This window comes from Kitasatospora sp. NPDC056651, from assembly GCF_042792155.1.
Classification (GTDB): domain Bacteria; phylum Actinomycetota; class Actinomycetes; order Streptomycetales; family Streptomycetaceae; genus Kitasatospora.
The window spans coordinates 97,855-117,386 of the sequence record NZ_JBHTWX010000003.1; the positions used below are offsets into that span (position 1 = coordinate 97,855).

Consider the following 19,532-nt stretch of genomic DNA (forward strand, 5'->3'; position numbering starts at 1 on the left):
TCCGTACCCCGGAGCGGGCCCTTCGCGTTCCCCCCCCCACACACCTCGCCGTGCCCCCTGAGGTGTTGTTCTGGAGGTGAGAATAACCTGTGGCGTGCGGCGGCGGTAGTCCCGTAGCGTCACGGCCATGAGCAGCGGACTGCACGACGTGGCGAGGGTGAACGAGGAGATCGCCGAGCGGGGGAGCTACCGGACCGCCGGGGGCGAACTCGTGCGGCTGGGAGAGGAGTTGGCGGCGGCGAAGACCGGTACGGTGTCGTACGCGCCGGGGGACCTGGACGCGCTGCTGGCCGCCGGGGACCGCGGTCCGGGGCCGCTGGACGGCCGGGTCGAGGTGACGGCCGAGGGGAGCGTCCAGGCCGCCCGCCGGCTGGTCGACACCGGGGCGGGCCCGGTCGGGGTGCTGAACTTCGCCTCCGCGCGCAACCCCGGCGGCGGCTACCTGCGCGGGGCCCGCGCCCAGGAGGAGGACCTGTGCCGCGGCGCGCTGCTGTACAGCTGCCTGCTGGAGGCGCCGGACTACTACGAGGCGCACCGGGCCTCCACCGACCTCCGGTACAGCCACCGGGTGATCGTCTCGCCGGCGGTGCCGGTGATCCGGGACGGGCGCGGCGAGCTGCTGGCACGGCCGTACCCGGTCACCTTCCTGACCTCACCCGCGCCCAACGCCGGTCAGCTGGAACGGCGTTCGGCCGGGACGGACGTCCGCGGCGTGCTCGCCGAGCGGGCCGTGCGGGTGCTCGCGGCGGCCGCCCGGCACGAGGTGCGCACCCTGGTGCTCGGTGCCTGGGGCTGCGGGGTGTTCCGCAACGACCCGGCGCAGGTCGCCGAGGCCTTCGAGGGGGCGCTGGCCCGGTACGGGGCGGCCTTCGAGCGGGTGGTGTTCGCGGTCTGGGACCGCTCGCCGGTCTCGGCGAACCGGGCCGCCTTCGAGGCCCGGTTCGGCCCGGCCGGCCGGTAGCCGGCCGCGCCCGGCCGGCGCCACTGCGCCCGGGCCGCGTTCTTCCGGGCCACTACGTCCGGGCTGCTTCTGCCCGGCTACTTCTTCCGGGCGCAGAGCGCCGTCGCGGCCGTGGACGCCGCCGCGACCACGCCGGTCACGGCGAAGACGGACGGCCAGGCGCCGATCTTCTTCGCCAGCGGGTGCGAGCCGCCGAAGGCCGCCACGTACAGGCCGGTCAGCGCCGCCGCGGTGCCGGTCCCCGCGGTCCGGCGCCACTGCGCGGCCGCCCCGGCGCCGGCCACCGCCAGCACCGCGCCGCCCAGTTCGCGCCGGCCGCTCCAGCGGGCGACTCCGTAACCGCCGACCAGACCGCTCGCCGCGGTCAGTGCGGCGGGCGCGGCGGCCGTGAGCACGTTCGGGACCTTCGCCATCGTCGACTCCACTCGTGGGGGCTGTGTCGGTCTTCCGACCATAACCCGGTGAACGAACGACGCTGCGGGGGCCTCCTACCGGAACGCCTCGGCGGGCGACTGCCCCGGTGCGGTGGCGGCCAGCCGGCGGGCGGCCTCCGCCGGGTCGAGCACCCGCTCCAGCCGCAGGTCGCCCGGGACCTCCTGGATGAACCGCCCGGCCGACCAGCTGCGCTCGTACGGCAGCGGCTCCAGCACCAGGGTGCGCACGCCGTCCACCACCGGGATGTCGCTCGGCGTCCCCTCGTTCCAGATCCAGGAGCCGTCCGGCGCGACCAGGTTGAAGGCGCCGGCGGCGATCACCCGGCGGCCGTCCAGGAACGCCGTCCGGGCCAGCGCCACCACCTCCGGGTCCTGCGGGGTGCCGGGCAGGTGGCCGCCGCCGACCAACACGTCGGCGAGCAGGGTGTGCAGCTGGAAGGTGTCGCTCAGGCCGGTCATCCGCAGCAGGTAGCCGGTGCCGGTGGGGCGGTCGAGCACCAGCAGCGGTTCGTCGTCCAGCACCAGCGCCAGGTGGACGAGGCCCTTGAAGTCGTGCTGCTCGCCCTGGTAGCGCTCGAACAGCTCCAGGATCACCTCGGTCACCCCCGAGGCGCGGGCCTCGGCCCGGACCTCGGCGTGCGCGTACACCGCCCAGGCCGCCTGCTGCCACAGGTGCAGCGTCCACCAGGCGACCACGGCCAGGTGCGCGTGCCAGTCGTCCAGGTGCGCCGGGTCGGCTATCCGCTCGTGCGCCTCGGCCGGATCGTCGTCCTCCGCGCTCGGCAGCGGGCCGCCGCCGGTGGCGACCCAGCGCCGCACCAGCAGCTGCGCGCCGGTCAGCGCCCCGCGCAGGCCGGCCAGCACCGGGCCGGAGCAGGCGACCGGGTCGGCGCCGTGCTCGACGCAGGCGCCCACCACCATGGCCAGGTGGGCGCGGGGGAACGGCGGGGCGTCCGGTAGCAGCGCGGCCAGCCGGGGGCCGGCCGTCACCCGCTCCGCCGGATCGGCCGCGCCGAACAGCCCGCCGACCGTGCCGAGGGCGGGCCCGAACCCCTCGTCGTCCCCGGCGGCGACCACGGCCTCCAGGGCGGCCACGGCATCGGTGAACGTGGGATGTTGACGGTGCGGCGGTATCTGCTCGGTGGACATTCGCCGCAGCATAGGGGGCCGGGTCCGTCCACCGGAAACGCCCCGCGCCCGGGCCCGGCCGGCCGTACCGGGCCCGCCCGGCCGCACCGGGCCTGTCGGTGTCCGGTGGCAGACTGCGACCGTGACTGACAGCACGACCGACTCCGCGATCACCGACGGCAGCTACCTCATCCGCAACGTCGGCAGCGGCCTGCTGCTGCGGGTCGCCGACGCCTCCCGGCGCAGCGGCGCCCGGATCGTCCTCGGCGCGGACGACGGCACCGACGCCCAGCTCTGGCACCTCACCGCCGTCCACCCGGGCGGCGCGCTGTTCTTCATCGAGAACGCGGGCAGCGGCAAGCGCCTGGACGTCACCGGCGCCTCGACGGAGGACGGCGTCCGGATCCAGCAGTGGTCCGCGAACGCCTTCGGCGCCCAGGAGTGGCTGCTGGAGGCCCACGTCGACGCCCCGGGCACCTACACGGTCAGCAGCTTCATCAGCGGCAAGCCCCTGACGGCGGGTGAGCGCCCGGAGGCCGACGTCCACCAGTGGGAGGACGCCGACGCCCCGACCCAGTGGTGGCGCTTCGAGCGCAAGGCCTAGGAGGGCCCGGACAGGGTCGAGCCCCGGCTCACACCGAGAGGTTGGCGCGGACGGCGTCGAGTTCGGCCTCGGTGGCGCCGTGGTGGCGGAGGTAGCCGGGGACGGTGCCGTGGCGGTCGTGGATCCAGGCCAGGGAGGAGGCGAGGAGTTCGGCGCCGACCGGGCGGGAGAGGCGCTCGGCGCCGGCCTCGTCGATGTACGGGACGGGGCCCTTGTCCAGGCCGAGGCCGAGGTTGGAGAGCAGGAAGTCGGCGGTGATCTCGGCCTCGGAGGCGTCCAGCAGGGACTGGAGGACGGCGATGGTGAGGCCGGTGCGGTCCTTGCCGACGGCGCAGTGGACGACGGCTGCGGGCGACCGGGGTGCGGCGAGGCGGCGGACGACGGCGGCGAGCGAGGGGCCGGCGGTCTCGGCCATGAAGGGGTAGAGGGCGGCCTGGTCCTCGGGCCAGTACCGGCCGTCCCCGCGGTTGTCGGGCAGGGTCGGCAGGTTGAGGGTCTCGTGGTCGAGGTCGAACCGCTGGTCCGGCCAGGTGTCCAGCTCGAACGGGCTGCGCAGGTCGAACACCGTCCGCAGGCCGAGGGCCTTGAGCCGCCGGGCGCCCTCCTCGGTGAGGGTGTGGAACGACCCGGAGCGGTACAGCACGCCCCGGCGGAGGGCGCCGACCCCGCCCGCGTCACGGAAGTTGCGCACCCCGGGGATGTCGATGAAGGCATCGGTCATGGCCACCACGGTACGGGCGGGGGCGGGCCGGCGGAAGGAAACCGGAGGGGGCCGCTCGGTGGCGGGCCGACGCTGTCCGAAACCGGCTGTTCAGCGGCCGCCCGAGACCTCCAGGAACGCCCCCGTGGTGTACGAGGCCGCGGGGGAGAGCAGGAAGAGGATCGCCTCGGCGACCTCCTCCGGCTGCCCGCCGCGGCGCATCGGCAGGTTGGGCGCGACCCGGTCGACCCGGCCGGGCTCGCCGCCGAGCGCGTGGATGTCGGTGTGGATCAGCCCGGGCCGGACGGTGTTGACCCGGATGCCCTCGGCGGCGACCTCCAGGGCGAGGCCGCGGGTCATCGAGTCCACCGCGCCCTTGGCGGCCGCGTAGTCGACGTACTCGTTCGGCGAGCCGATCCGGGAGGCGGCCGAGCCGACGTTGACGATGGCGCCGCCGCGCCCGCCGTACCGGGTGGACATCCGGCGGACGGCCTGGGCCGCGCAGAGGAACGGGCCGGTGATGTTCGCGGCCCAGATCCGGTTCAGCCGGTCCTCGTCGATGTCCTCCAGCCGGCACTGCTTCTCCAGCGTGCCGGCGTTGTTCACCAGCCCGGTGAGCGGGCCGAGTTCGGCGTCCACGGTGGTGAACAGCCGCTCCACCTCGGGGGTGCGGGTGACGTCGGCGCGGACCGCCAGGGCGGTGCCGCCCTCGGCGCGGATCGCGTCCACGACCGCGGTGGCCGACGCCTCGTCGGTGCGGTAGTTGACGCAGACCCGGTGGCCGCGGCGGGCCGCGAGCAGGGCGGTGGCGGCACCGATGCCGCGCCCGGCGCCGGTGACGATCAGGACGTCGTCGGTGGTGGTGGTCGACATGGCCGGTACGCTACCCGCCCGCCCGGCGGGTCACGCCCGCCCGGCCGGTTGTGTCCGTCCGGCCGGTCGCGCCGCGGCCGCGGCGGCCCGCAGTGCGGCGATCCTCGGTGTGCGGCTCTTCGGCGAGTCGAGGCCGAAGCCGCGGGCGTCGCCGAGGTCGTCCCGGACGAACGCCTCGGTGCGGGCCACCGCGTCCCGCAGGGCGTCGCCGGGCGGGACGAAGGGCAGCAGGACGATCTCGGCCCGCTCGGTGTCGTACTCCCAGAGCCCGACGATCCGGCCGCGGTCCAGCACCACGTGGGTCTGCGGGTCGGCCTCGCCGCCGAAGACGCGCCCGGCCCGGCCGGCGGGCAGCGGGCGGGCGGCGTCGGCGGGGTCGAGCAGCCGGGGCAGCTCGCGGTGCAGCAGGTGGATGCCGTCGATGCCCGCCACCAGGGTGTGGTGCGGCTCGGCCGGCACCTCGAACCCGGCGAACTCCTCGGCGAGCCCGGGCGGCAGCAGCAGCTCCGAGCCGGGCGCGACCGGCACCAGCCCGGCCTCGGCGACGGCCCGGCGGGCGGTGGCGGCGGTGAAGCCGGAGAACCAGCGGAAGTGCCGGAGGGTGGCCGGGCCGGCCCAGGAGAAGTAGCGGCGGGCGAGGTCGACGGCGCCTCCGGCGACCGGCTGGTCCCAGCCGACGTAGCCGTAACGCTGCTGGTCCAGACGGCCGTTGACGGGCACCCGGCGGATCCGGCCGCGCGACTGCATCAGCCCGAGGGCGAGCGGCAGGGTGGTGGTGAGGCCGCGCTTGCGCCCCGGTTCGCCGAGCGGACGGACGGCGTCGCCGACCGCGTCGCGGATCGCGGCGGGCGTCAGCGGCTCGTCCTCGGACAGCACCCGCTCGACGGCCAGGCACAGCTTCTCCACCTCGTCCCGGCCGACCCCCAGGTGCTTGTCCGCCGCCGCCAGTTCACCCGCGGGGGCGGCCGCGCCGACGGCCAGGCCGAGCGCGAAGTCGGCGGCCGGCAGCACGTACGCGCAGCCGCGCGCGGCCGGCAGCTCGTGCACCTCCAGCCGGGCCACCGCCGCGTCCACCGCCGACCGGCCGAGCCCGGCCCGGGCGAACAGGCCCAGGTACGGCGCCGCGCCGCCCACCGATCGGGCCCAGCCGGTGGCGGCCAGCACCTCGGCGGCCGAGGCACCGGTGCGCGGGCCGTCCAGCCACTGCCGGTGCGACCACCAGGCGCGCAGCTTGTCGACGGGGGGATCGGGGTGAGGGTGGTGCTCCATGGGCCCAGTATCGGCGGCCGGTCGGGCCCCGGACCGGAATTCGCTCGCCGGGCGCGGCCCGCTCGGGCGAGGATGCGGTACCCGTCCGTACGTCCGAGGGGAGCCGCCCGTGCCCGCCGATCCCGCCGTCCCCGGCGCCGTCCCGCTCTCCGGTACCGTCCTGCTCTCCGGCGTCGTCGGCTCCACCGCGTACGGCTTCGCCCACGCCGGTTCGGACGTCGACCGGCTGGGCCTGTTCGCCGTCCCCACCGGGGAGTTGCACGGCCTCGACCGCCCGGCCGAGTCCCACGTCACCACGGAGCCCGACCTCACCCTGCACGAGGCCGCCAAGTGGTGCCGGCTGGCCCTGAACTGCAATCCGACCGCCTCCGAGCTGGTCTGGCTGCCGGACGACCTGTACGAGGTCCGCACCCCGCTCGGCGACGAACTCGTCGGTCTGCGCTCCTCCTTCCTCAGCGCCCCCGCCGTACGGAAGGCCTATCTCGGCTACGCCGACCAGCAGTTCCGCAAGCTGCTCACCCGCGACACCGCCGACCAGGCCACCCGCCGACGGGCCGCCAAGCACGCCCGGCACCTGGTCCGGCTGGTCGTGCAGGCCGTCCGCCTGCACGAGACCGGCCGCAACCTGGTCCGGCTGCCCGACCCCGAACGCATCCGCGACCTCGGCGAACGCATCGCCGACCGCCCCGCCCTCGCCGAACCCCTGCTCGCCGACGCCGCCGACCGCCTCGCCCGCCCGGGGGCCCTGCCCGCCGCCCCGGACCGGCGCCCGGCCGAGGACTGGCTCCGCCGCGTCCGCGCCGCCCACTACACCCCGCCTCAAGGCCCGCTGCACGCCCCCGGCACGCCACGCAATCCACTGGCGGAGCCCTGGGGCCCACCGGGTAGGATCGCCGTGGCCCTCCCACCCGGAACCCCGGCGCGTGAGGGCCGCGGGCCACTAGCTCAATTGGCAGAGCTGCGGACTTTTAATCCGTAGGTTCAGGGTTCGAGCCCCTGGTGGCCCACCGTGGTTCGGGCAGCACCCCGGTCGTCGTGGACGCCGGGGTGCTGTCGCGTTTCCGGGCGCATGCGCGGCGTATGCACGACGCGGGCCGGTGCGGGGCGGTGCGGGGCCGGCTACCGGCGGGGGCGCCAGAGGCCGTAGAGACCGGCGCCGACGCTGGTGATGACCGAGAACCCGCCGCTGCCCGCCGTCAGGTAGACCCCGGTGGCGATCACCAGGAGGGTGACCAGGGCGATCAGGTCCAGCGTCCGGAGCCGGGCCGGGGCCGGGGCCGAGGTCGGCCCGGTCGGGGTCGGGGTCGGGGTCGGCCCGCTCGCCGGAGCGTCCCGTTCGAGGGCTCGCGGGGCGTCGGCCGCGGGGCCGGTGCCGGGCGGAGCGGGGAGGGGGTCGGTGTGCTTGTCCGTCATGCTCCGAGCCGACCAGAGCTGCCGCTCCGGACCCAGCCCGCCGTACGACCCCGCCGGTTCCCGGACGCGGGGCCCGGACATCGGACGGCGGGGTGGCGTTCTCGAACGACGGGCCCGTCGGCGGGCGTTCAAGAACGTTCAGGGACGTCCGCGCTCGTTCGAAGTACGCTGGATCGGAAGCGAATTGATGATTCATCGACGAGGAGAACCGTGGCAGACCGACCGGCGGGGCCCGACCCGGAGGATCTCGCGGCCGCCGCCGCGTACGACGAGCGGTTCGCCGCCTTCGTGGACGACCTGAACCGGCTGCACATCGAGTACGGCGCCCGCTCGTACGGCGACATCTGCGCTGCCGCCCAGGTCTTCAAACTGACCAAGGCCGGGCTCGCCGACCTCCTGACCGGCAAACGGCTGCCCTCGGTGGACTTCCTGGTGGAGTTCGTCCGCGTGGTCAGCAATCCCGTGCCGGCCGACGCCTCGCAGCCGCGCGGCCACAAGGCCAACCCCGAGCTGATCGACCACTGGCGCCGCCGGTGGGTCGACCTCCGGACGCTCAACCGGCAGGTCCAGTCCCCGCTGGGCCGCATCCGCAACGCCACCAGGCTGATGGTCGAGGAGGCGGCCCGGACGGCGGAGGGGACGATCGCGGCGGCCGAGGAGGACGCGCGGCAGGTGGGCTCCCGCGCGGAGGCGGAGGCGGCGGTCGTCCTGGAGGCCGGTCGGGAGCAGGCCACCCGGCTGGTGGAGGCCGCTCGGGAACAGGCCGCCCGGCTGGTGGAGGAGGCCCGGGAGCAGGCCGCCTTCCTCCGGGGGGAGGCCAACCTGCACGCGCACGACGTGCGGTCGGAGGCGGACCTCGATTCCCGTCACCTTCGGTCGGAGGCGGAGCGGGCCCGGGCGGAGGCCACCCGGGTCGCGGTGGCCCGCACCGCCGAGGCCGACCGCCGACTGCGTGCGGCGACGCGGGAGGCGGAGACCATCCGGCAGGCGGCGCACGCCGAGGCGCAGGAGATCGTGGACGAAGGCCGCCGGGTGAGCCGCCTGCGGACGCCCGCGGCGCTGCGGGAGCTCCGGGAGGCGGCGGAGAAGATCATCGGAACGCGGCTGCCCGAGTTGATCCGGACGATCACCAGCGGCGACCTCCGCGAGCTGGATGCCCTGACTCTCCCGTCCGTCGGCCTCCATGGCCGCGACGACGTGGGGCGGTTGGCCCGGTGCGTCGACACGCTCCATCGTGAGCTCGGGACCCTTGCCGTCGAGCAGGCCCTGCTGCGCGGCAGCACCACCGAGGTGTGCATCGATCTGTCGCGCCGCACCAGCGGCCTGATTCACCGGCAGCTCCAGCTCCTTGAGGAGATGGAGCGCCACGAGGCCGCCCGCGACCAGCTGGCCGGTCTGTTCCAGCTGGACCACCTGGCCACCCGGATGCGCCGCTACTGCGAGAACCTCCTCGTCCTCGCGGGGGCGGATCCGGGCCGTCGCCGTGCCGGCTCCGCCCCGCTGGTCGACGCGATCCGCGCCGCCGCCTCCGAGGTGGAGCAGTACGAGCGCATCGAGCTCGCCGCCGTCCCGTCGGTCGAGGTCGCCGGCCGCGTCGTCAACGACCTCGTCCATCTGCTCGCCGAGCTGCTGGAGAACGCAGCCACGTTCTCCCACCCGCAGACCCGCGTCCGGGTCACCGGCCACGCGCTGCCGGACGGCCGCGTGCTGGTCGAGATCCACGACACCGGCATCGGTCTGAGCCCCGACGACCTCACCGACATCAACGAGCACCTCGCCGAACCCCCGACGGTGGACGTCACGGTCGCCGGCCGCTTGGGCCTGTTCGTGGTCGGCCGCCTGTCGCTGCGCCACGGCGTCCGGGTCCAGCTGCGCCCCAGCGACACCGGCGGCACCACCGCGCTGGTCATGCTCCCGGCGTCGTCGCTGGTGCGCCCCGTCGGCGGAGCACCCGGGGACGGCGCGGCCGCCCGGGAGCCCGGCGAGGGGACCGGCACCGGGCCGGCGCCGGTCGGGTCGTAGGGGCGTCGCTCCCCGGCCGGTCGACAGCTCCCGTCGTGTGGACGGAGCGACACCGTGGCGCCCGCCCCGGACCGGACCGGAGGGCGGGTCCCGAGTGGCGCGGGAGCGTTGAAGTGGCGTAAGTCACACCGGAATCCATCGGTTTCGGGTGTTCTGCCTGGGTGTCATCCGTTGATCGGTGGGGTTGCCTGCGGACCGGAGGTCGGTGATCGCGTTGGGCCTAAATATGATCGGAAGTCGCGATCGTCGATAGGGCTGACGGTCGTATGTGCAACCTGGGAACGGCACGAACCGTCTCCCTGTGTGCGGTGCGCCGGATCGTCAGGGGCGTCGCTTCCGTCGGTGAAAGGTACGCGCATGTCAGGTCAGTGGGGCGAGGGCCCGGCTCGGGGCGAGGACGCGCCCGGTGCGCCCACGACCGGAGGCGCGAAGGACAGCGGTGCCGTGCCGCCCCAGCGTTCCGGCGGCCGGGCGGAGGCCCGCCGCGCCGGCCAGGGCAAGGGCGGCCGTGGCAGCGGCGGTGGCGGTGGCGGTGGCGGCAAGGCGGAGGCGGGCGGTGGCCGGGCGGCCGCGCGCAAGGGTGCCAAGCCCAAGAAGAACATGAAGAAGATCGTCGCCTGGTCGACGGCGGGCGTGCTGGTGGGCCTGGCCGGCGTCGGCGGCGCGATCTACCTCAAGCTGAACGCCAACATCAAGTCCTTCGACGGCGACGCGATAGCCCGCAACCGCCCGCCGGAGGCGCAGGCCGACGCGGACGGCAACAAGCCGGTCAACGTGCTGCTGATCGGTTCGGACAGCCGCGGCAAGAACAACTCCGACCTCGGCGGCGGCGAGGACGGCGGCGCGCGCTCGGACACCACGATCCTGCTGCACGTCTACGCCGACCACAAGCACGCGGTGGGCATCTCGATCCCGCGCAACGCGATGGTCCAGATGCCGTCCTGCAAGCTGCCCAACGGGAAGTGGACCAAGGGGGGGAACACCGACCTGTTCAACGCGGCCTTCTCGATGGGCGGCAGCGACGACGGCAATCCGGCCTGCACCCAGAACACCGTGGAGAAGGTCACCGGCATCCGGGTCGACCACACCCTGGTGGTCGACTTCAACGGCTTCGCGTCGATGACCAAGGCCGTGGGCGGCGTGGACATCTGCCTGCCGAAGCCGATCTACGAGGGGGACATCAACCCCAAGCTGCCCAAGAAGGGCGACATGGTCCTGCCGCAGGGCAAGCAGACGGTCGAGGGCCAGCAGGCGCTCGACTACGTCCGGCTGCGGCACGGCATCGGCGACGGCTCGGACATCGGCCGGATGATGCGCCAGCAGGCGTTCCTGAGCTCGCTCGCCACCAAGATCAAGAAGGAGGGGATGAACCCCACCACCCTCCTTCCGCTGGCCGACGCCGCCACCAAGTCGCTGACCGTCGACCCGGGTCTGGACTCGGCGGACAAGCTGCTGTCCTTCGGCCTGTCGCTGAAGAACATCGACATGCACAACCTCAAGTTCGTGACGGCGCCCTGGCGTTACCGGACCCAGGACAAGAACATCGACCTGGTCGAGGCGGACGCCAACAAGCTCTGGGAGACCCTCAAGGCCGACCAGACCATCGACGGCCAGAACGCCACCGGCCAGCAGCCCGACGCCCCGGCCGGCGGTACCGGCGCGGCCCCGGCGCAGCCCGCGCCGCCCACCACCCCGCCCGCCCCGGCCGGGGACGCCGCCAACGCCGCGATCAGGGTGGCGGTCTACAACGGGACGCTCGCCAACGGCCTGGCGGGCAAGGCGACCGAGCTGCTGAAGGGTGCCAAGTTCACCGCCAGCACGGCCGGCCAGGCGATGAGCACCAAGTACAAGACCACCACGATCGAGTACGGCTCCGGGCAGAAGGCGAACGCCGAGAAGGTCGCCGAACTGTTCCCGGGCGCCAGCCTGGAGTCCAGCGGCTCGCGGGGCATCTCGGTGATCGTCGGCCAGGACTACGCGGCCACGGCGGGCCCGGCCTCCGGCGCGCCCGCCGGCGGAGCTCCGGCCACCCCAGGGGTCCAGACGCCCCCGCAGCCGCTGCCGACCACCATCACCAACGACGCCCGCTCGGCGGACGACGACATCTGCGCGAACACCAGCTACGGCAGCGGCGGCTGACCGCGGCCGCCGTACGGCAGCACGGGGACGACCCCCGGGCCCGCGCCCTCCGGGGCGCGCGGGCCCGGGGGTCGTGCCATGGTGGGCCGGGAGGGGACCGCACGTGCCCGCGGTCACCGCGAAAGGCGGACCCCATGCCCGAGATCGCCCTCCAGCTCGACATCGCCGCGCCCCGGGAGGTGGTGCTGGCCGCGCTCACCACGCACGACGGGCTGACCGCCTGGTGGACCACCGCCGTGGACCGGGACGGGGAGGTGCTGCTGTTCGACTTCCCCGACGTCCCGGAGCCGTTCCGGCTGCGGGTGGAGCGGGCCGACCGGGACCGGGTGGTGTGGACCAACGCGGGATCCTTCCCGCCGCACTGGGCCGGCACCTGGATCAGCTGGGAACTGGCGGACCAGCCCGCGCCACCCGGCCGGCCCGTCGCGCCGGACCGGCCCGAGACGTCCGACCACTCCGCGCCGTCCGAGCGCACCCGGCTGCTGTTCCGGCACGGCGGCTGGCAGCCGGGCAGCGAGGACGGCGTCCCGGCGGTGGCCGGCACCTGGGCCGAACTGCTGGTCCGGCTCAAGGACTACGCCCAGAGCGGCAAGGTGCAGCCGTACTTCGTCACCGCGCACCGCCACGACGGCCCGTGAAGCACCGGCCCGCGCCCGGTCCGCACCCGCGTCCGGATCCGGGCCCGGCGTCCGGTGCCGGTCCGGCCGCCGGGTCGTCGGCCGGGTCGCCCGCCAGGGCGCCGTCCGGTGGCGGGATCGCGGTGGCGGGCCGATGGTGGCGGTGTACCGCCGTCGTCCCGGCCGGTGCCGGACCCCGCACGGCCCGGCCGGTCCGGCGACCCGACGGCCCGACCGGTGCGACGGCCCCGACCCGATCCGAGGGCCCGACCGCCCCGACCACCACAGCCGGCCACCACCGCCTCCGGGAGGCCCAGCAATGCCCGTAGTCACCGATCCGTACAAGCCCGGCACTCCGTGCTGGGTCGACCTGATGGCGAGCGACCAGCAGGCCGCGCTCGACTTCTACCGCGACCTGTTCGGCTGGCAGGGCAAGGTCGGCCCGGCCGATTTCGGCGGCTACGCCGTGTGCACGCTCAACGGCAGGCCGGTCGCCGGGATCATGGCGCAGATGGCGCCCGAGGGGCAGCCGACGCCGCCGGTCGCCTGGACCACCTACCTCGCCTCGGACGACGCCGACGCGTCCCGGACGTCCATCACCGAGGCCGGCGGCACCGTCCTGTACGACCCGATGGACGTCGGCACGATCGGCCGGATGCTGGTCGCCGCCGACCCGACCGGCGCGGTGTTCGGCGTCTGGCAGGCGCTGGACTTCATCGGCGCGGGGGTGGTCAACGAGCCCGGCGCGCTGGTCTGGAACGAGCTCAACACCGCCGACACCGACACGGCCGGCCGCTTCTACCAGCCCGCCCTGGGGCTGCGTCCGGCCACCATCCAGGGCATGGACGGCTACTTCTCGCTCAACGTCGGCGACCGCACGGTGGGCGGCATGCAGGCGGTCCCGAAGTACCTGGCACCCGGCACCCCCTCGCACTGGATGACGTACTTCCTGGTCGATGACGCCGACTCCACGGTGGACGCCCTGGTCAAGGCCGGAGGCTCGGTGATCCAGCCGCCGTTCGACATGCAGGCCGGCCGGATGGCCGTGGTCAACGACCCGCAGGGCGCGGTCTTCGCCATGATCCAGTCGCCCGAGGCGCAGATGCCCGACTCCCCGTAGCCGCGCCAGGCCCGCCAGGCCCGCCAGGCCCGCCAGGCCCGTCCGGCCCGCCCTGCCCGGCGGCGCCCGGGCCCGGCCGGGCGGCCGGAAGCCGCCCTTCCCGCGACGCGCCGCCGGGAATGGGCGGCATCCCCCGCCTTCCCGGGTAAGACTGCACCCATGCTGGGGCTACCGGACGACATCCGTGCTTTCCTCTTCGACCTCGACGGGGTGCTCACCCAGACCGCGAAGGTGCACGCCGCGGCCTGGAAGGACGCCTTCGACGCCTTCCTGCGTGCCGAAGCCGCCCGCACCGGTGGGCAGTTCGTCCCCTTCGACGACGTCACCGACTACGACACCTACGTGGACGGCCGCCCGCGGCTGGACGGCACCCGCGCCTTCCTGCTCAGCCGGGGCATCGAACTGCCCGAGGGCGCCCCGGACGATCCGCCCAACTCCCGTACGGTGCAAGGGATCAGCCGGGCCAAGAACGACACCGTGCTGCGGCTGATCCGGGAGCAGGGCGTCCAGCCGTACCAGGGCTCGGTCGACTACGTGCACCGGCTGCGCGCGGCCGGGCTGCCGAGCGCGGTGGTGTCCTCCAGCGCCAACTGCCGCGACGTGCTGCGGGCGGCCGGCATCGAGGAGCTGTTCGAGGTGATCGTGGACGGCAACGTCGCCAAGGCCGAGGGCCTGCCCGGCAAGCCCGCCCCCGACACCTACCTGTACGCCGCCCGCGCCCTCGGCGTCGAGCCGGCCCACGCCGCGGTCTTCGAGGACGCGCTCGCCGGGGTCGCCTCCGGCCGGGCCGGCGGCTTCGGCGCGGTGGTCGGGGTGGACCGCGTCGGCCAGGCGGCCGAACTGCGCCGGGACGGCGCCACCCTGGTCGTCCAGGACCTCTCCGAGCTGCTGGGGGAGCGGGCGTGAGCGAGCGCGGCGAGCGGGCGATCGAGAGGCGCGCGTGGGTGAATGCCCCCGCCGAGTGCAGCGAGGTGGGCGCATGAGTCCCTCGGACAACTTCACGATCGACCCCTGGCAGATCACCGAGCACGGCCTGGACCTGGCCTCGCTGGCCCGCGCCGAGTCCGTCTTCGCGCTCTCCAACGGGCACATCGGCCTGCGCGCCAACCTGGACGAGGGAGAGCCGCACGGCCTGCCCGGCACCTACCTCAACGGTGTCTTCGAGTTGCGCCCGCTGCCGTACGGCGAGGGCGGCTACGGCTATCCGGAGTCCAGCCAGAGCGTCATCAACGTGACCAACGGCAAGATCATCCGGCTGCTGGTGGACGACGAGCCCTTCGACCTGCGCTACGGCGAACTCGTCAGCCACAAGCGCTGGTTGGACTTCCGCGAGGGACTGCTGCACCGCGAGGCCGAGTGGACCTCCCCGGCCGGGCGGACGATCAGGGTGCGCTCCTCCCGGCTGGTCTCGCTCACCCAGCGCGCGATCGCCGCCGTCGAGTACAGCGTCGAGGCGGTGGACGGCCCGGTGCGGATCGTGCTCCAGTCCGAGCTGGTCGCCAACGAACAGCTGCCCGGCAGCCCCGAGGGGGACCCGCGGGCGGCCGCCGTGCTGGAGGCGCCGCTGCACCCCGAGGCGCACCACGCCACTGACACCAAGGCCGTCCTGGTGCACCGCACCCGCTACAGCGGCATCCGGGTCGCGGCCGGGATGGACCACGTCATCGACGGCCCCGAGGAGTCCGACACCGTCGCCGAGTCCGAGTCCGACCACTGCCGGATCAGCATCACCACCGTGCTCAAGGCCGGACAGCGGCTGCGGCTGACCAAGTTCATGGCCTACGGCTGGTCCGGCACCCGCTCGCTGCCCGCCGTCCGGGACCAGGTGGAGGCCGCGCTGACCGCCGCCCGCTACACCGGGTGGGACGGGCTGATCGCCGAACAGGCGGAATTCCTCAAGGAGTTCTGGGAGACCAGCGACATCGAGATCGAGGGCGACGTCGAACTCCAGCAGGCCGTCCGGTTCGCCGTCTTCCACGTCCTCCAGGCCGGCGCCCGCAGCGAGGAACGGGCCATCCCCGCCAAGGGCCTGACCGGGCCCGGCTACGACGGCCACAGCTTCTGGGACACCGAGACCTTCGTGCTGCCGGTGCTCACCTACTGCCTGCCCGCCGCCGTCAACCAGGCGCTGCGCTGGCGGCACACCACCCTGCCGCTGGCCCGCGAGCGGGCGGTCCAACTCGGCCTGTCCGGCGCGGTGTTCCCGTGGCGGACGATCCGCGGCGAGGAGTGCTCCGGGTACTGGCCGGCCGGCACCGCGGCCTTCCACATCGGCGCCGACATCGCCGCCGCCGTCGCCCGCTACGTCCGGGCCACCGGGGACGAGGAGTTCGAGCGCGAGTACGGGCTCGAACTCCTCGTCGAGACCGCCCGGATGTGGCGCTCCCTCGGCCACCACGACGTGGCCGGGAAGTTCCGCATCGAAGGCGTCACCGGCCCGGACGAGTACAGCGCCGTCGCGGACAACAACGTCTTCACCAACCTGATGGCGCAGACCAACCTGCGCGCCGCCGCCGAGGCCGCCGTCCGCCACCCGCACGAGGCCGCCCTGCTCGGCGTGGACACCGAGGAGACCGCCGCCTGGCGCGACGCGGCCGGCGCGATGTACATCCCGTACGACGAGGCCCTCGGCGTCCACCCGCAGGCCGACGACTTCACCCACCACCAGGTCTGGGACTTCGAGCACACCCCGCCCGGGAACTACCCGCTGCTGCTCCACTACCCGTACTTCGACCTGTACCGCAAGCAGGTGGTCAAGCAGGCCGACCTGGTGCTCGCCATGCAGGTGCGCGGAGACGCCTTCACCGACGAGCAGAAGGCCCGCAACTTCGCCTACTACGAGCGGCTGACCGTCCGGGACTCCTCGCTCTCCGCCTGCACCCAGGCGGTCATCGCCGCCGAGGTCGGCCAGCTGGACCTCGCGTACGACTACACCGCCGAAGCCGCCCTGATGGACCTGCACGACCTCGGCGGCAACACCCGCGACGGCCTGCACATGGCCTCGCTCGCCGGGGCCTGCATCGCCCTGGTGGCCGGCTTCGGCGGGCTGCGCGACCACAGCGACTCGCTCTCGTTCCGGCCCCGGCTGCCGCCCGGGCTGATGCGGCTGAGCTTCTCGCTGCTGGTGCGCGGACACCTGCTCGGCGTCCGGATCAGCCACGACGGGACGACCTACACGCTGCGCCGCGGCGACATCCTCCACCTGCGGCACGACGGCGAGGCGGTGCAGGTCAAGGCCGGCTCCCCGGTCACCCTGCCGACCACCGTCCCGCCCGCCCAGGAGCGGGCCGCCCAGCCCCCGGGCCGCGAACCGGCCCGCCGCCAGCCCCAGGCCGGCCTGGTGGCGGGCAAGCTCGGCCAGCAGGACCACCTGGCGGCGGAGTAGGCCGCACCCCCGTCACTCCTTCGGCCCACCCCGGCTGCACCCGCCCCGGCCGCGGCGGAGGGTACAGGTGTCCCGTGGCGACCGAAGGAGCGCAGCCGTGGCGAGCGTGGCGGAACAGCTGGTGGAGGTGCTCCGGCAGGCCGGGGTGGAGCGGGTCTACGGCGTCGTCGGCGACAGCCTCAACCCGGTCGTGGACGCGATCCGCCGGGCCGACGGCATCGCCTGGGTGCACGTGCGCAACGAGGAGGCCGGCGCCTTCGCGGCCGCCGCCGAGGCCGAGCTCTCCGGCCGGCTCGCGGTCTGCGCCGGCTCCTGCGGCCCCGGGAACACCCACCTGATCCAGGGCCTGTACGACGCCCAGCGCAGCGGCCTGCCGGTGCTCGCGCTGGCCTCGCACATCCCGTCCGGGCAGATCGGCACCGGCTTCTTCCAGGAGACCCACCCCGAGCGGGTGTTCACCGACTGCAGCAACTGGTGCGAGATGCTCTCCACCCCCGCCCAGCTGCCCCGGCTGCTGCGGGTCGCCATCCAGCACGCGCTCGGCTCGCACGGCGTCTCGGTGCTCGCCTTCCCCGGGGACGTCGCCGCGCTGTCCGCCACGGCTCCCACCGGAAGCAGCCACTTCCTCACCGAGCAGGCCGTGGCCGCGCCGCCCTGGTCCCAGGTCCAGGAGCTGGCCCGGCTGCTCAACGCGGCCCGCAAGGTGGTGCTGTTCTGCGGGGCCGGGGTGCGCGGGGCGCACGCCGAGGTGATGGAGGCCGCGCAGGCCCTGAACGCGCCGGTCGGCCACTCCCTGCGCGGCAAGGAGTGGATCCAGTTCGACAACCCGTACGACGTGGGGATGAGCGGCCTGCTCGGCTACGGGGCCTGCCACGAGGCGCTGCACTCCGCCGACCTGGTGCTGCTGCTCGGCACCGACTTCCCGTACGACTCCTTCCTGCCGCAGGCGCACACCGTCCAGGTCGACCACGACGCCACCCGGCTCGGCCGCCGCACCGCGCTGGACCTGGCCGTCCACGGCGACGTGGCCGCCACCCTGCGGGCCGTGCTGCCGCTGCTGGACGCCAAGCACGACCGTGCCTTCCTGGACGGCATGCTGCGCAAGCACTGCCGGTCGCTGGAGGACGTGATCGGCGCGTACACCCGGGACATCGAGAAGCACCTGCCGATCCACCCCGAGTACGTCGCCGCGGTGCTGGACGAGGTGGCCGCCGAGGACGCGGTCTTCACCGTGGACACCGGCATGAACAACGTCTGGGCCGCCCGCTACCTCCAGCCCAACGGACGCCGCCGGGTGATCGGCTCCTTCCTGCACGGCTCGATGGCCAACGCCCTCCCGCACGCGATCGGCGCCCAGCTCGCCTGTCCGGGGCGGCAGGTGGTCGCGATGGCGGGCGACGGCGGGATCGGCATGCTGCTCGGCGAGCTGCTCACGGTGGCCAAGCACCGGCTGCCGGTGAAGACGGTGGTGTTCAACAACGGCGCGCTCGGCATGATCAAGCTGGAGATGCTGGTCTCGGGCTATCCGGAGTCCGAGATCGACAACGGGGACGTGGACTACGCCGGGATCGCCCGGGCGATGGGGATCCAGGCGAAGCGGGTGACCGAGCCCGCCCGGGTCCGGGAGGCGCTGGCGGAGGCGCTGGAGCGGCCGGGCCCGGCCCTGGTGGACGTGGTCACCGATCCCAACGCGCTGTCCATCCCGCCGCGCATCACCGCCGCCCAGCTGAAGGGCTTCGCGCTGGCGGCGAGCAGGACGGTGCTCTCGGGCGGCGTCGGGCGGATGGTCGACCTGGCCCGGAGCAATCTGCGGAACATCCCGCGGCCGTGAGCGCGGAGCATGGGCCGAAGGTCCCCGGTCTTTGCCACTGAGGCAAATTCCTTGCCCGGGTGGCACGGCGGGTGTCCACTGGACACATGACCAGCAGCTCCACCGGTGCCGCCGCCGCAGGCGAACAGCTCGACGACCAGGAGGTCGCCGGCCTCGCCGCCCGCCTTCGCGAGCACCGGCTCAGCAGTCGCCTCACACTGGAGGTGGCGGCCGGGCGGGTCGGGCTCTCCCCAGCCTATCTGTCCCGGCTGGAGACCGGCCGCCGGCAGCCGTCGCTGCCCGTCCTGCTCGGGCTCGCCCGCGCGTACGGGACCTCGGTCTCCGGCCTGCTCGGCGAGACCCTGGCCGAGCCCGACCCGATCGTCCGGGGCGGCGACATCGAGCCCGGCCGGGCCGGTGGCTGGGGCTACCGCCGGGCCGGAGCCCCGGGCCGCGCCATGCAGGCCCTGCGGGTGCACGTCCCGCCGGGCGTCCAGGACACGGTGGTCCGGGTCCACCCGGGCGAGGAGTGGCTGTACGTCCTGAAGGGCGCGCTGCGGGTCACCCTCGGGGACCGTGTCCACCACCTCGGCGTGGGCGACTCCGCCCACTACGACTCGCTCACCCCGCACTGCATCGCCGCCGAGTCGGACACCGGCGTCGAGCTGCTCTTCGTCCACACCCTGTTGCAGAGCCCCGGCGGCGAACTCTGCCTCGGCGGCGGCCCCGCCGCCGTTCACTGAGCCGCCGTCAGAACACCCCGGAGGAGATCACCATGGCCGATCCCACCACCACCATCGCCCCCGACACTCCGGCCGGCCCGAAGACCATGGACGCCGGCAAGTGGGCCAACAAGCGGATCTACCTCCGCCTGCTGATCTACACCGTCGGAGGCCACGCCTTCGCCGGCTTCATCATCCTCCTGTTCGAACTCGGCAGCCGCAACAAGTAGCCCAAGCCCCCGAACGCCCGCCTCCCACCCCCGGGGGAGGCGGGCGTCCGGCGTTTCCGGCTTCCGGTACGGCAGTGGGCAGAGGCGCCGGAGTGCCGCGGGGAA

18 protein-coding genes and 1 tRNA gene are annotated in these 19,532 nt (G+C 74.3%); 13 read left to right on the top strand and 6 right to left on the bottom strand.

Annotation, left to right across the window (positions count from 1 at the left end; all coding sequences use genetic code 11):
* Positions 1-127 precede the first annotated feature (127 nt).
* A complete protein-coding gene (locus ACFRAR_RS03070; RefSeq protein WP_380694115.1) occupies positions 128-961 on the top strand; it encodes a TIGR02452 family protein in 834 nt (277 codons plus the stop codon).
* 77 nt (positions 962-1,038) lie between these two features.
* Here the strand turns inward: ACFRAR_RS03070 and ACFRAR_RS03075 are convergent, their stop codons facing one another.
* Together ACFRAR_RS03075 and ACFRAR_RS03080 are read right to left on the bottom strand one after the other, a co-directional pair.
* Positions 1,039-1,374, bottom strand: a complete 336-nt coding sequence (locus ACFRAR_RS03075) for a hypothetical protein (RefSeq protein ID WP_380694117.1) — start codon at positions 1,372-1,374, stop codon at positions 1,039-1,041.
* Between the two features lie 75 nt (positions 1,375-1,449).
* On the bottom strand, positions 1,450-2,544 hold the full coding sequence (locus ACFRAR_RS03080; RefSeq protein ID WP_380694119.1) for a hypothetical protein: 1,095 nt from the start codon (positions 2,542-2,544) through the stop codon (positions 1,450-1,452).
* Positions 2,545-2,665: 121 nt separating this feature from the next.
* On the opposite strand from ACFRAR_RS03080, the gene ACFRAR_RS03085 reads away from it, so the two are divergent.
* Complete coding sequence (locus ACFRAR_RS03085) at positions 2,666-3,127, top strand: RICIN domain-containing protein (RefSeq protein ID WP_380694122.1); 462 nt, start codon at positions 2,666-2,668, stop codon at positions 3,125-3,127.
* A gap of 28 nt (positions 3,128-3,155) precedes the next feature.
* Here ACFRAR_RS03085 and ACFRAR_RS03090 read toward each other — a convergent pair whose 3' ends face one another.
* From ACFRAR_RS03090 to ACFRAR_RS03100, 3 genes are all read right to left on the bottom strand, one after another.
* Positions 3,156-3,848, bottom strand: a complete 693-nt coding sequence (locus tag ACFRAR_RS03090; protein ID WP_380694124.1) for a tyrosine-protein phosphatase — start codon at positions 3,846-3,848, stop codon at positions 3,156-3,158.
* 90 nt (positions 3,849-3,938) lie between these two features.
* Entirely contained in the window at positions 3,939-4,700 is a 762-nt protein-coding gene (locus ACFRAR_RS03095) for an SDR family oxidoreductase (protein ID WP_380694126.1), read from the bottom strand.
* Positions 4,701-4,730: 30 nt separating this feature from the next.
* Positions 4,731-5,969, bottom strand: coding sequence for a DNA glycosylase AlkZ-like family protein (locus ACFRAR_RS03100; RefSeq protein WP_380694128.1), 1,239 nt, complete (start codon positions 5,967-5,969; stop codon positions 4,731-4,733).
* On the opposite strand from ACFRAR_RS03100, the gene ACFRAR_RS03105 reads away from it, so the two are divergent.
* Both ACFRAR_RS03105 and ACFRAR_RS03110 read left to right on the top strand, forming a co-directional pair.
* Entirely contained in the window at positions 5,968-6,948 is a 981-nt protein-coding gene (locus tag ACFRAR_RS03105; protein WP_380694228.1) for a DNA polymerase beta superfamily protein, read from the top strand. The two genes, ACFRAR_RS03100 and ACFRAR_RS03105, sit on opposite strands and share 2 nt — an antisense overlap.
* A tRNA-Lys gene (locus ACFRAR_RS03110) sits at positions 6,904-6,976 on the top strand. The genes ACFRAR_RS03105 and ACFRAR_RS03110 overlap by 45 nt, the downstream gene beginning before the upstream one ends.
* A 112-nt stretch (positions 6,977-7,088) precedes the next feature.
* Here ACFRAR_RS03110 and ACFRAR_RS03115 read toward each other — a convergent pair.
* On the bottom strand, positions 7,089-7,382 hold the full coding sequence (locus ACFRAR_RS03115) for a hypothetical protein (protein WP_380694131.1): 294 nt from the start codon (positions 7,380-7,382) through the stop codon (positions 7,089-7,091).
* A gap of 210 nt (positions 7,383-7,592) precedes the next feature.
* Here ACFRAR_RS03115 and ACFRAR_RS03120 point away from each other — a divergent pair, with 210 nt between their 5' ends.
* The 9 genes from ACFRAR_RS03120 (at position 7,593) to ACFRAR_RS03160 (ending at position 19,427) form a co-directional block, all read left to right on the top strand.
* A complete protein-coding gene (locus ACFRAR_RS03120; protein WP_380694133.1) occupies positions 7,593-9,404 on the top strand; it encodes an ATP-binding protein in 1,812 nt (603 codons plus the stop codon).
* Positions 9,405-9,761: 357 nt separating this feature from the next.
* Positions 9,762-11,543, top strand: a complete 1,782-nt coding sequence (locus ACFRAR_RS03125) for an LCP family protein (RefSeq protein ID WP_380694135.1) — start codon at positions 9,762-9,764, stop codon at positions 11,541-11,543.
* A gap of 134 nt (positions 11,544-11,677) precedes the next feature.
* Positions 11,678-12,181 carry an SRPBCC domain-containing protein gene (locus ACFRAR_RS03130; RefSeq protein ID WP_380694138.1) on the top strand — a complete coding sequence of 168 codons (504 nt, stop codon included), beginning with the start codon at positions 11,678-11,680 and terminating at the stop codon, positions 12,179-12,181.
* Positions 12,182-12,479: 298 nt separating this feature from the next.
* Positions 12,480-13,280, top strand: a complete 801-nt coding sequence (locus ACFRAR_RS03135; RefSeq protein WP_380694141.1) for a VOC family protein — start codon at positions 12,480-12,482, stop codon at positions 13,278-13,280.
* 159 nt (positions 13,281-13,439) lie between these two features.
* Positions 13,440-14,186 (top strand): HAD family hydrolase, encoded by a 747-nt coding sequence (locus ACFRAR_RS03140; RefSeq protein ID WP_380694143.1) that lies wholly within the window; start codon positions 13,440-13,442, stop codon positions 14,184-14,186.
* Between the two features lie 73 nt (positions 14,187-14,259).
* A complete protein-coding gene (locus tag ACFRAR_RS03145) occupies positions 14,260-16,665 on the top strand; it encodes a glycoside hydrolase family 65 protein (protein ID WP_380694145.1) in 2,406 nt (801 codons plus the stop codon).
* Between the two features lie 97 nt (positions 16,666-16,762).
* Positions 16,763-18,496 carry a pyruvate dehydrogenase gene (locus tag ACFRAR_RS03150; protein ID WP_380694148.1) on the top strand — a complete coding sequence of 578 codons (1,734 nt, stop codon included), beginning with the start codon at positions 16,763-16,765 and terminating at the stop codon, positions 18,494-18,496.
* An 86-nt stretch (positions 18,497-18,582) separates the two neighbouring features.
* Positions 18,583-19,218, top strand: a complete 636-nt coding sequence (locus ACFRAR_RS03155; protein ID WP_380694150.1) for a helix-turn-helix domain-containing protein — start codon at positions 18,583-18,585, stop codon at positions 19,216-19,218.
* Positions 19,219-19,250: 32 nt separating this feature from the next.
* Positions 19,251-19,427: a DUF6126 family protein gene (locus ACFRAR_RS03160; RefSeq protein WP_223245213.1), complete on the top strand. Its 177-nt coding sequence runs from the start codon at positions 19,251-19,253 to the stop codon at positions 19,425-19,427.
* Positions 19,428-19,532: the final 105 nt, after the last annotated feature.

Bases quoted from the DNA above. Each gene is read 5' to 3' on its own strand.
- ACFRAR_RS03070 (WP_380694115.1), top strand. From the start codon at position 128: ATGAGCAGCGGACTGCACGACGTGGCGAGGGTGAACGAGGAGATCGCC.
- ACFRAR_RS03075 (WP_380694117.1), bottom strand. From the start codon at position 1,374: ATGGCGAAGGTCCCGAACGTGCTCACGGCCGCCGCGCCCGCCGCACTG.
- ACFRAR_RS03080 (WP_380694119.1), bottom strand. From the start codon at position 2,544: ATGTCCACCGAGCAGATACCGCCGCACCGTCAACATCCCACGTTCACC.
- ACFRAR_RS03090 (WP_380694124.1), bottom strand. From the start codon at position 3,848: ATGACCGATGCCTTCATCGACATCCCCGGGGTGCGCAACTTCCGTGAC.
- ACFRAR_RS03095 (WP_380694126.1), bottom strand. From the start codon at position 4,700: ATGTCGACCACCACCACCGACGACGTCCTGATCGTCACCGGCGCCGGG.
- ACFRAR_RS03105 (WP_380694228.1), top strand. From the start codon at position 5,968: ATGGGCCCAGTATCGGCGGCCGGTCGGGCCCCGGACCGGAATTCGCTC.
- ACFRAR_RS03100 (WP_380694128.1), bottom strand. From the start codon at position 5,969: ATGGAGCACCACCCTCACCCCGATCCCCCCGTCGACAAGCTGCGCGCC.
- ACFRAR_RS03115 (WP_380694131.1), bottom strand. From the start codon at position 7,382: ATGACGGACAAGCACACCGACCCCCTCCCCGCTCCGCCCGGCACCGGC.
- ACFRAR_RS03125 (WP_380694135.1), top strand. From the start codon at position 9,762: ATGTCAGGTCAGTGGGGCGAGGGCCCGGCTCGGGGCGAGGACGCGCCC.
- ACFRAR_RS03130 (WP_380694138.1), top strand. From the start codon at position 11,678: ATGCCCGAGATCGCCCTCCAGCTCGACATCGCCGCGCCCCGGGAGGTG.
- ACFRAR_RS03135 (WP_380694141.1), top strand. From the start codon at position 12,480: ATGCCCGTAGTCACCGATCCGTACAAGCCCGGCACTCCGTGCTGGGTC.
- ACFRAR_RS03140 (WP_380694143.1), top strand. From the start codon at position 13,440: ATGCTGGGGCTACCGGACGACATCCGTGCTTTCCTCTTCGACCTCGAC.
- ACFRAR_RS03145 (WP_380694145.1), top strand. From the start codon at position 14,260: ATGAGTCCCTCGGACAACTTCACGATCGACCCCTGGCAGATCACCGAG.
- ACFRAR_RS03155 (WP_380694150.1), top strand. From the start codon at position 18,583: ATGACCAGCAGCTCCACCGGTGCCGCCGCCGCAGGCGAACAGCTCGAC.
- ACFRAR_RS03160 (WP_223245213.1), top strand. From the start codon at position 19,251: ATGGCCGATCCCACCACCACCATCGCCCCCGACACTCCGGCCGGCCCG.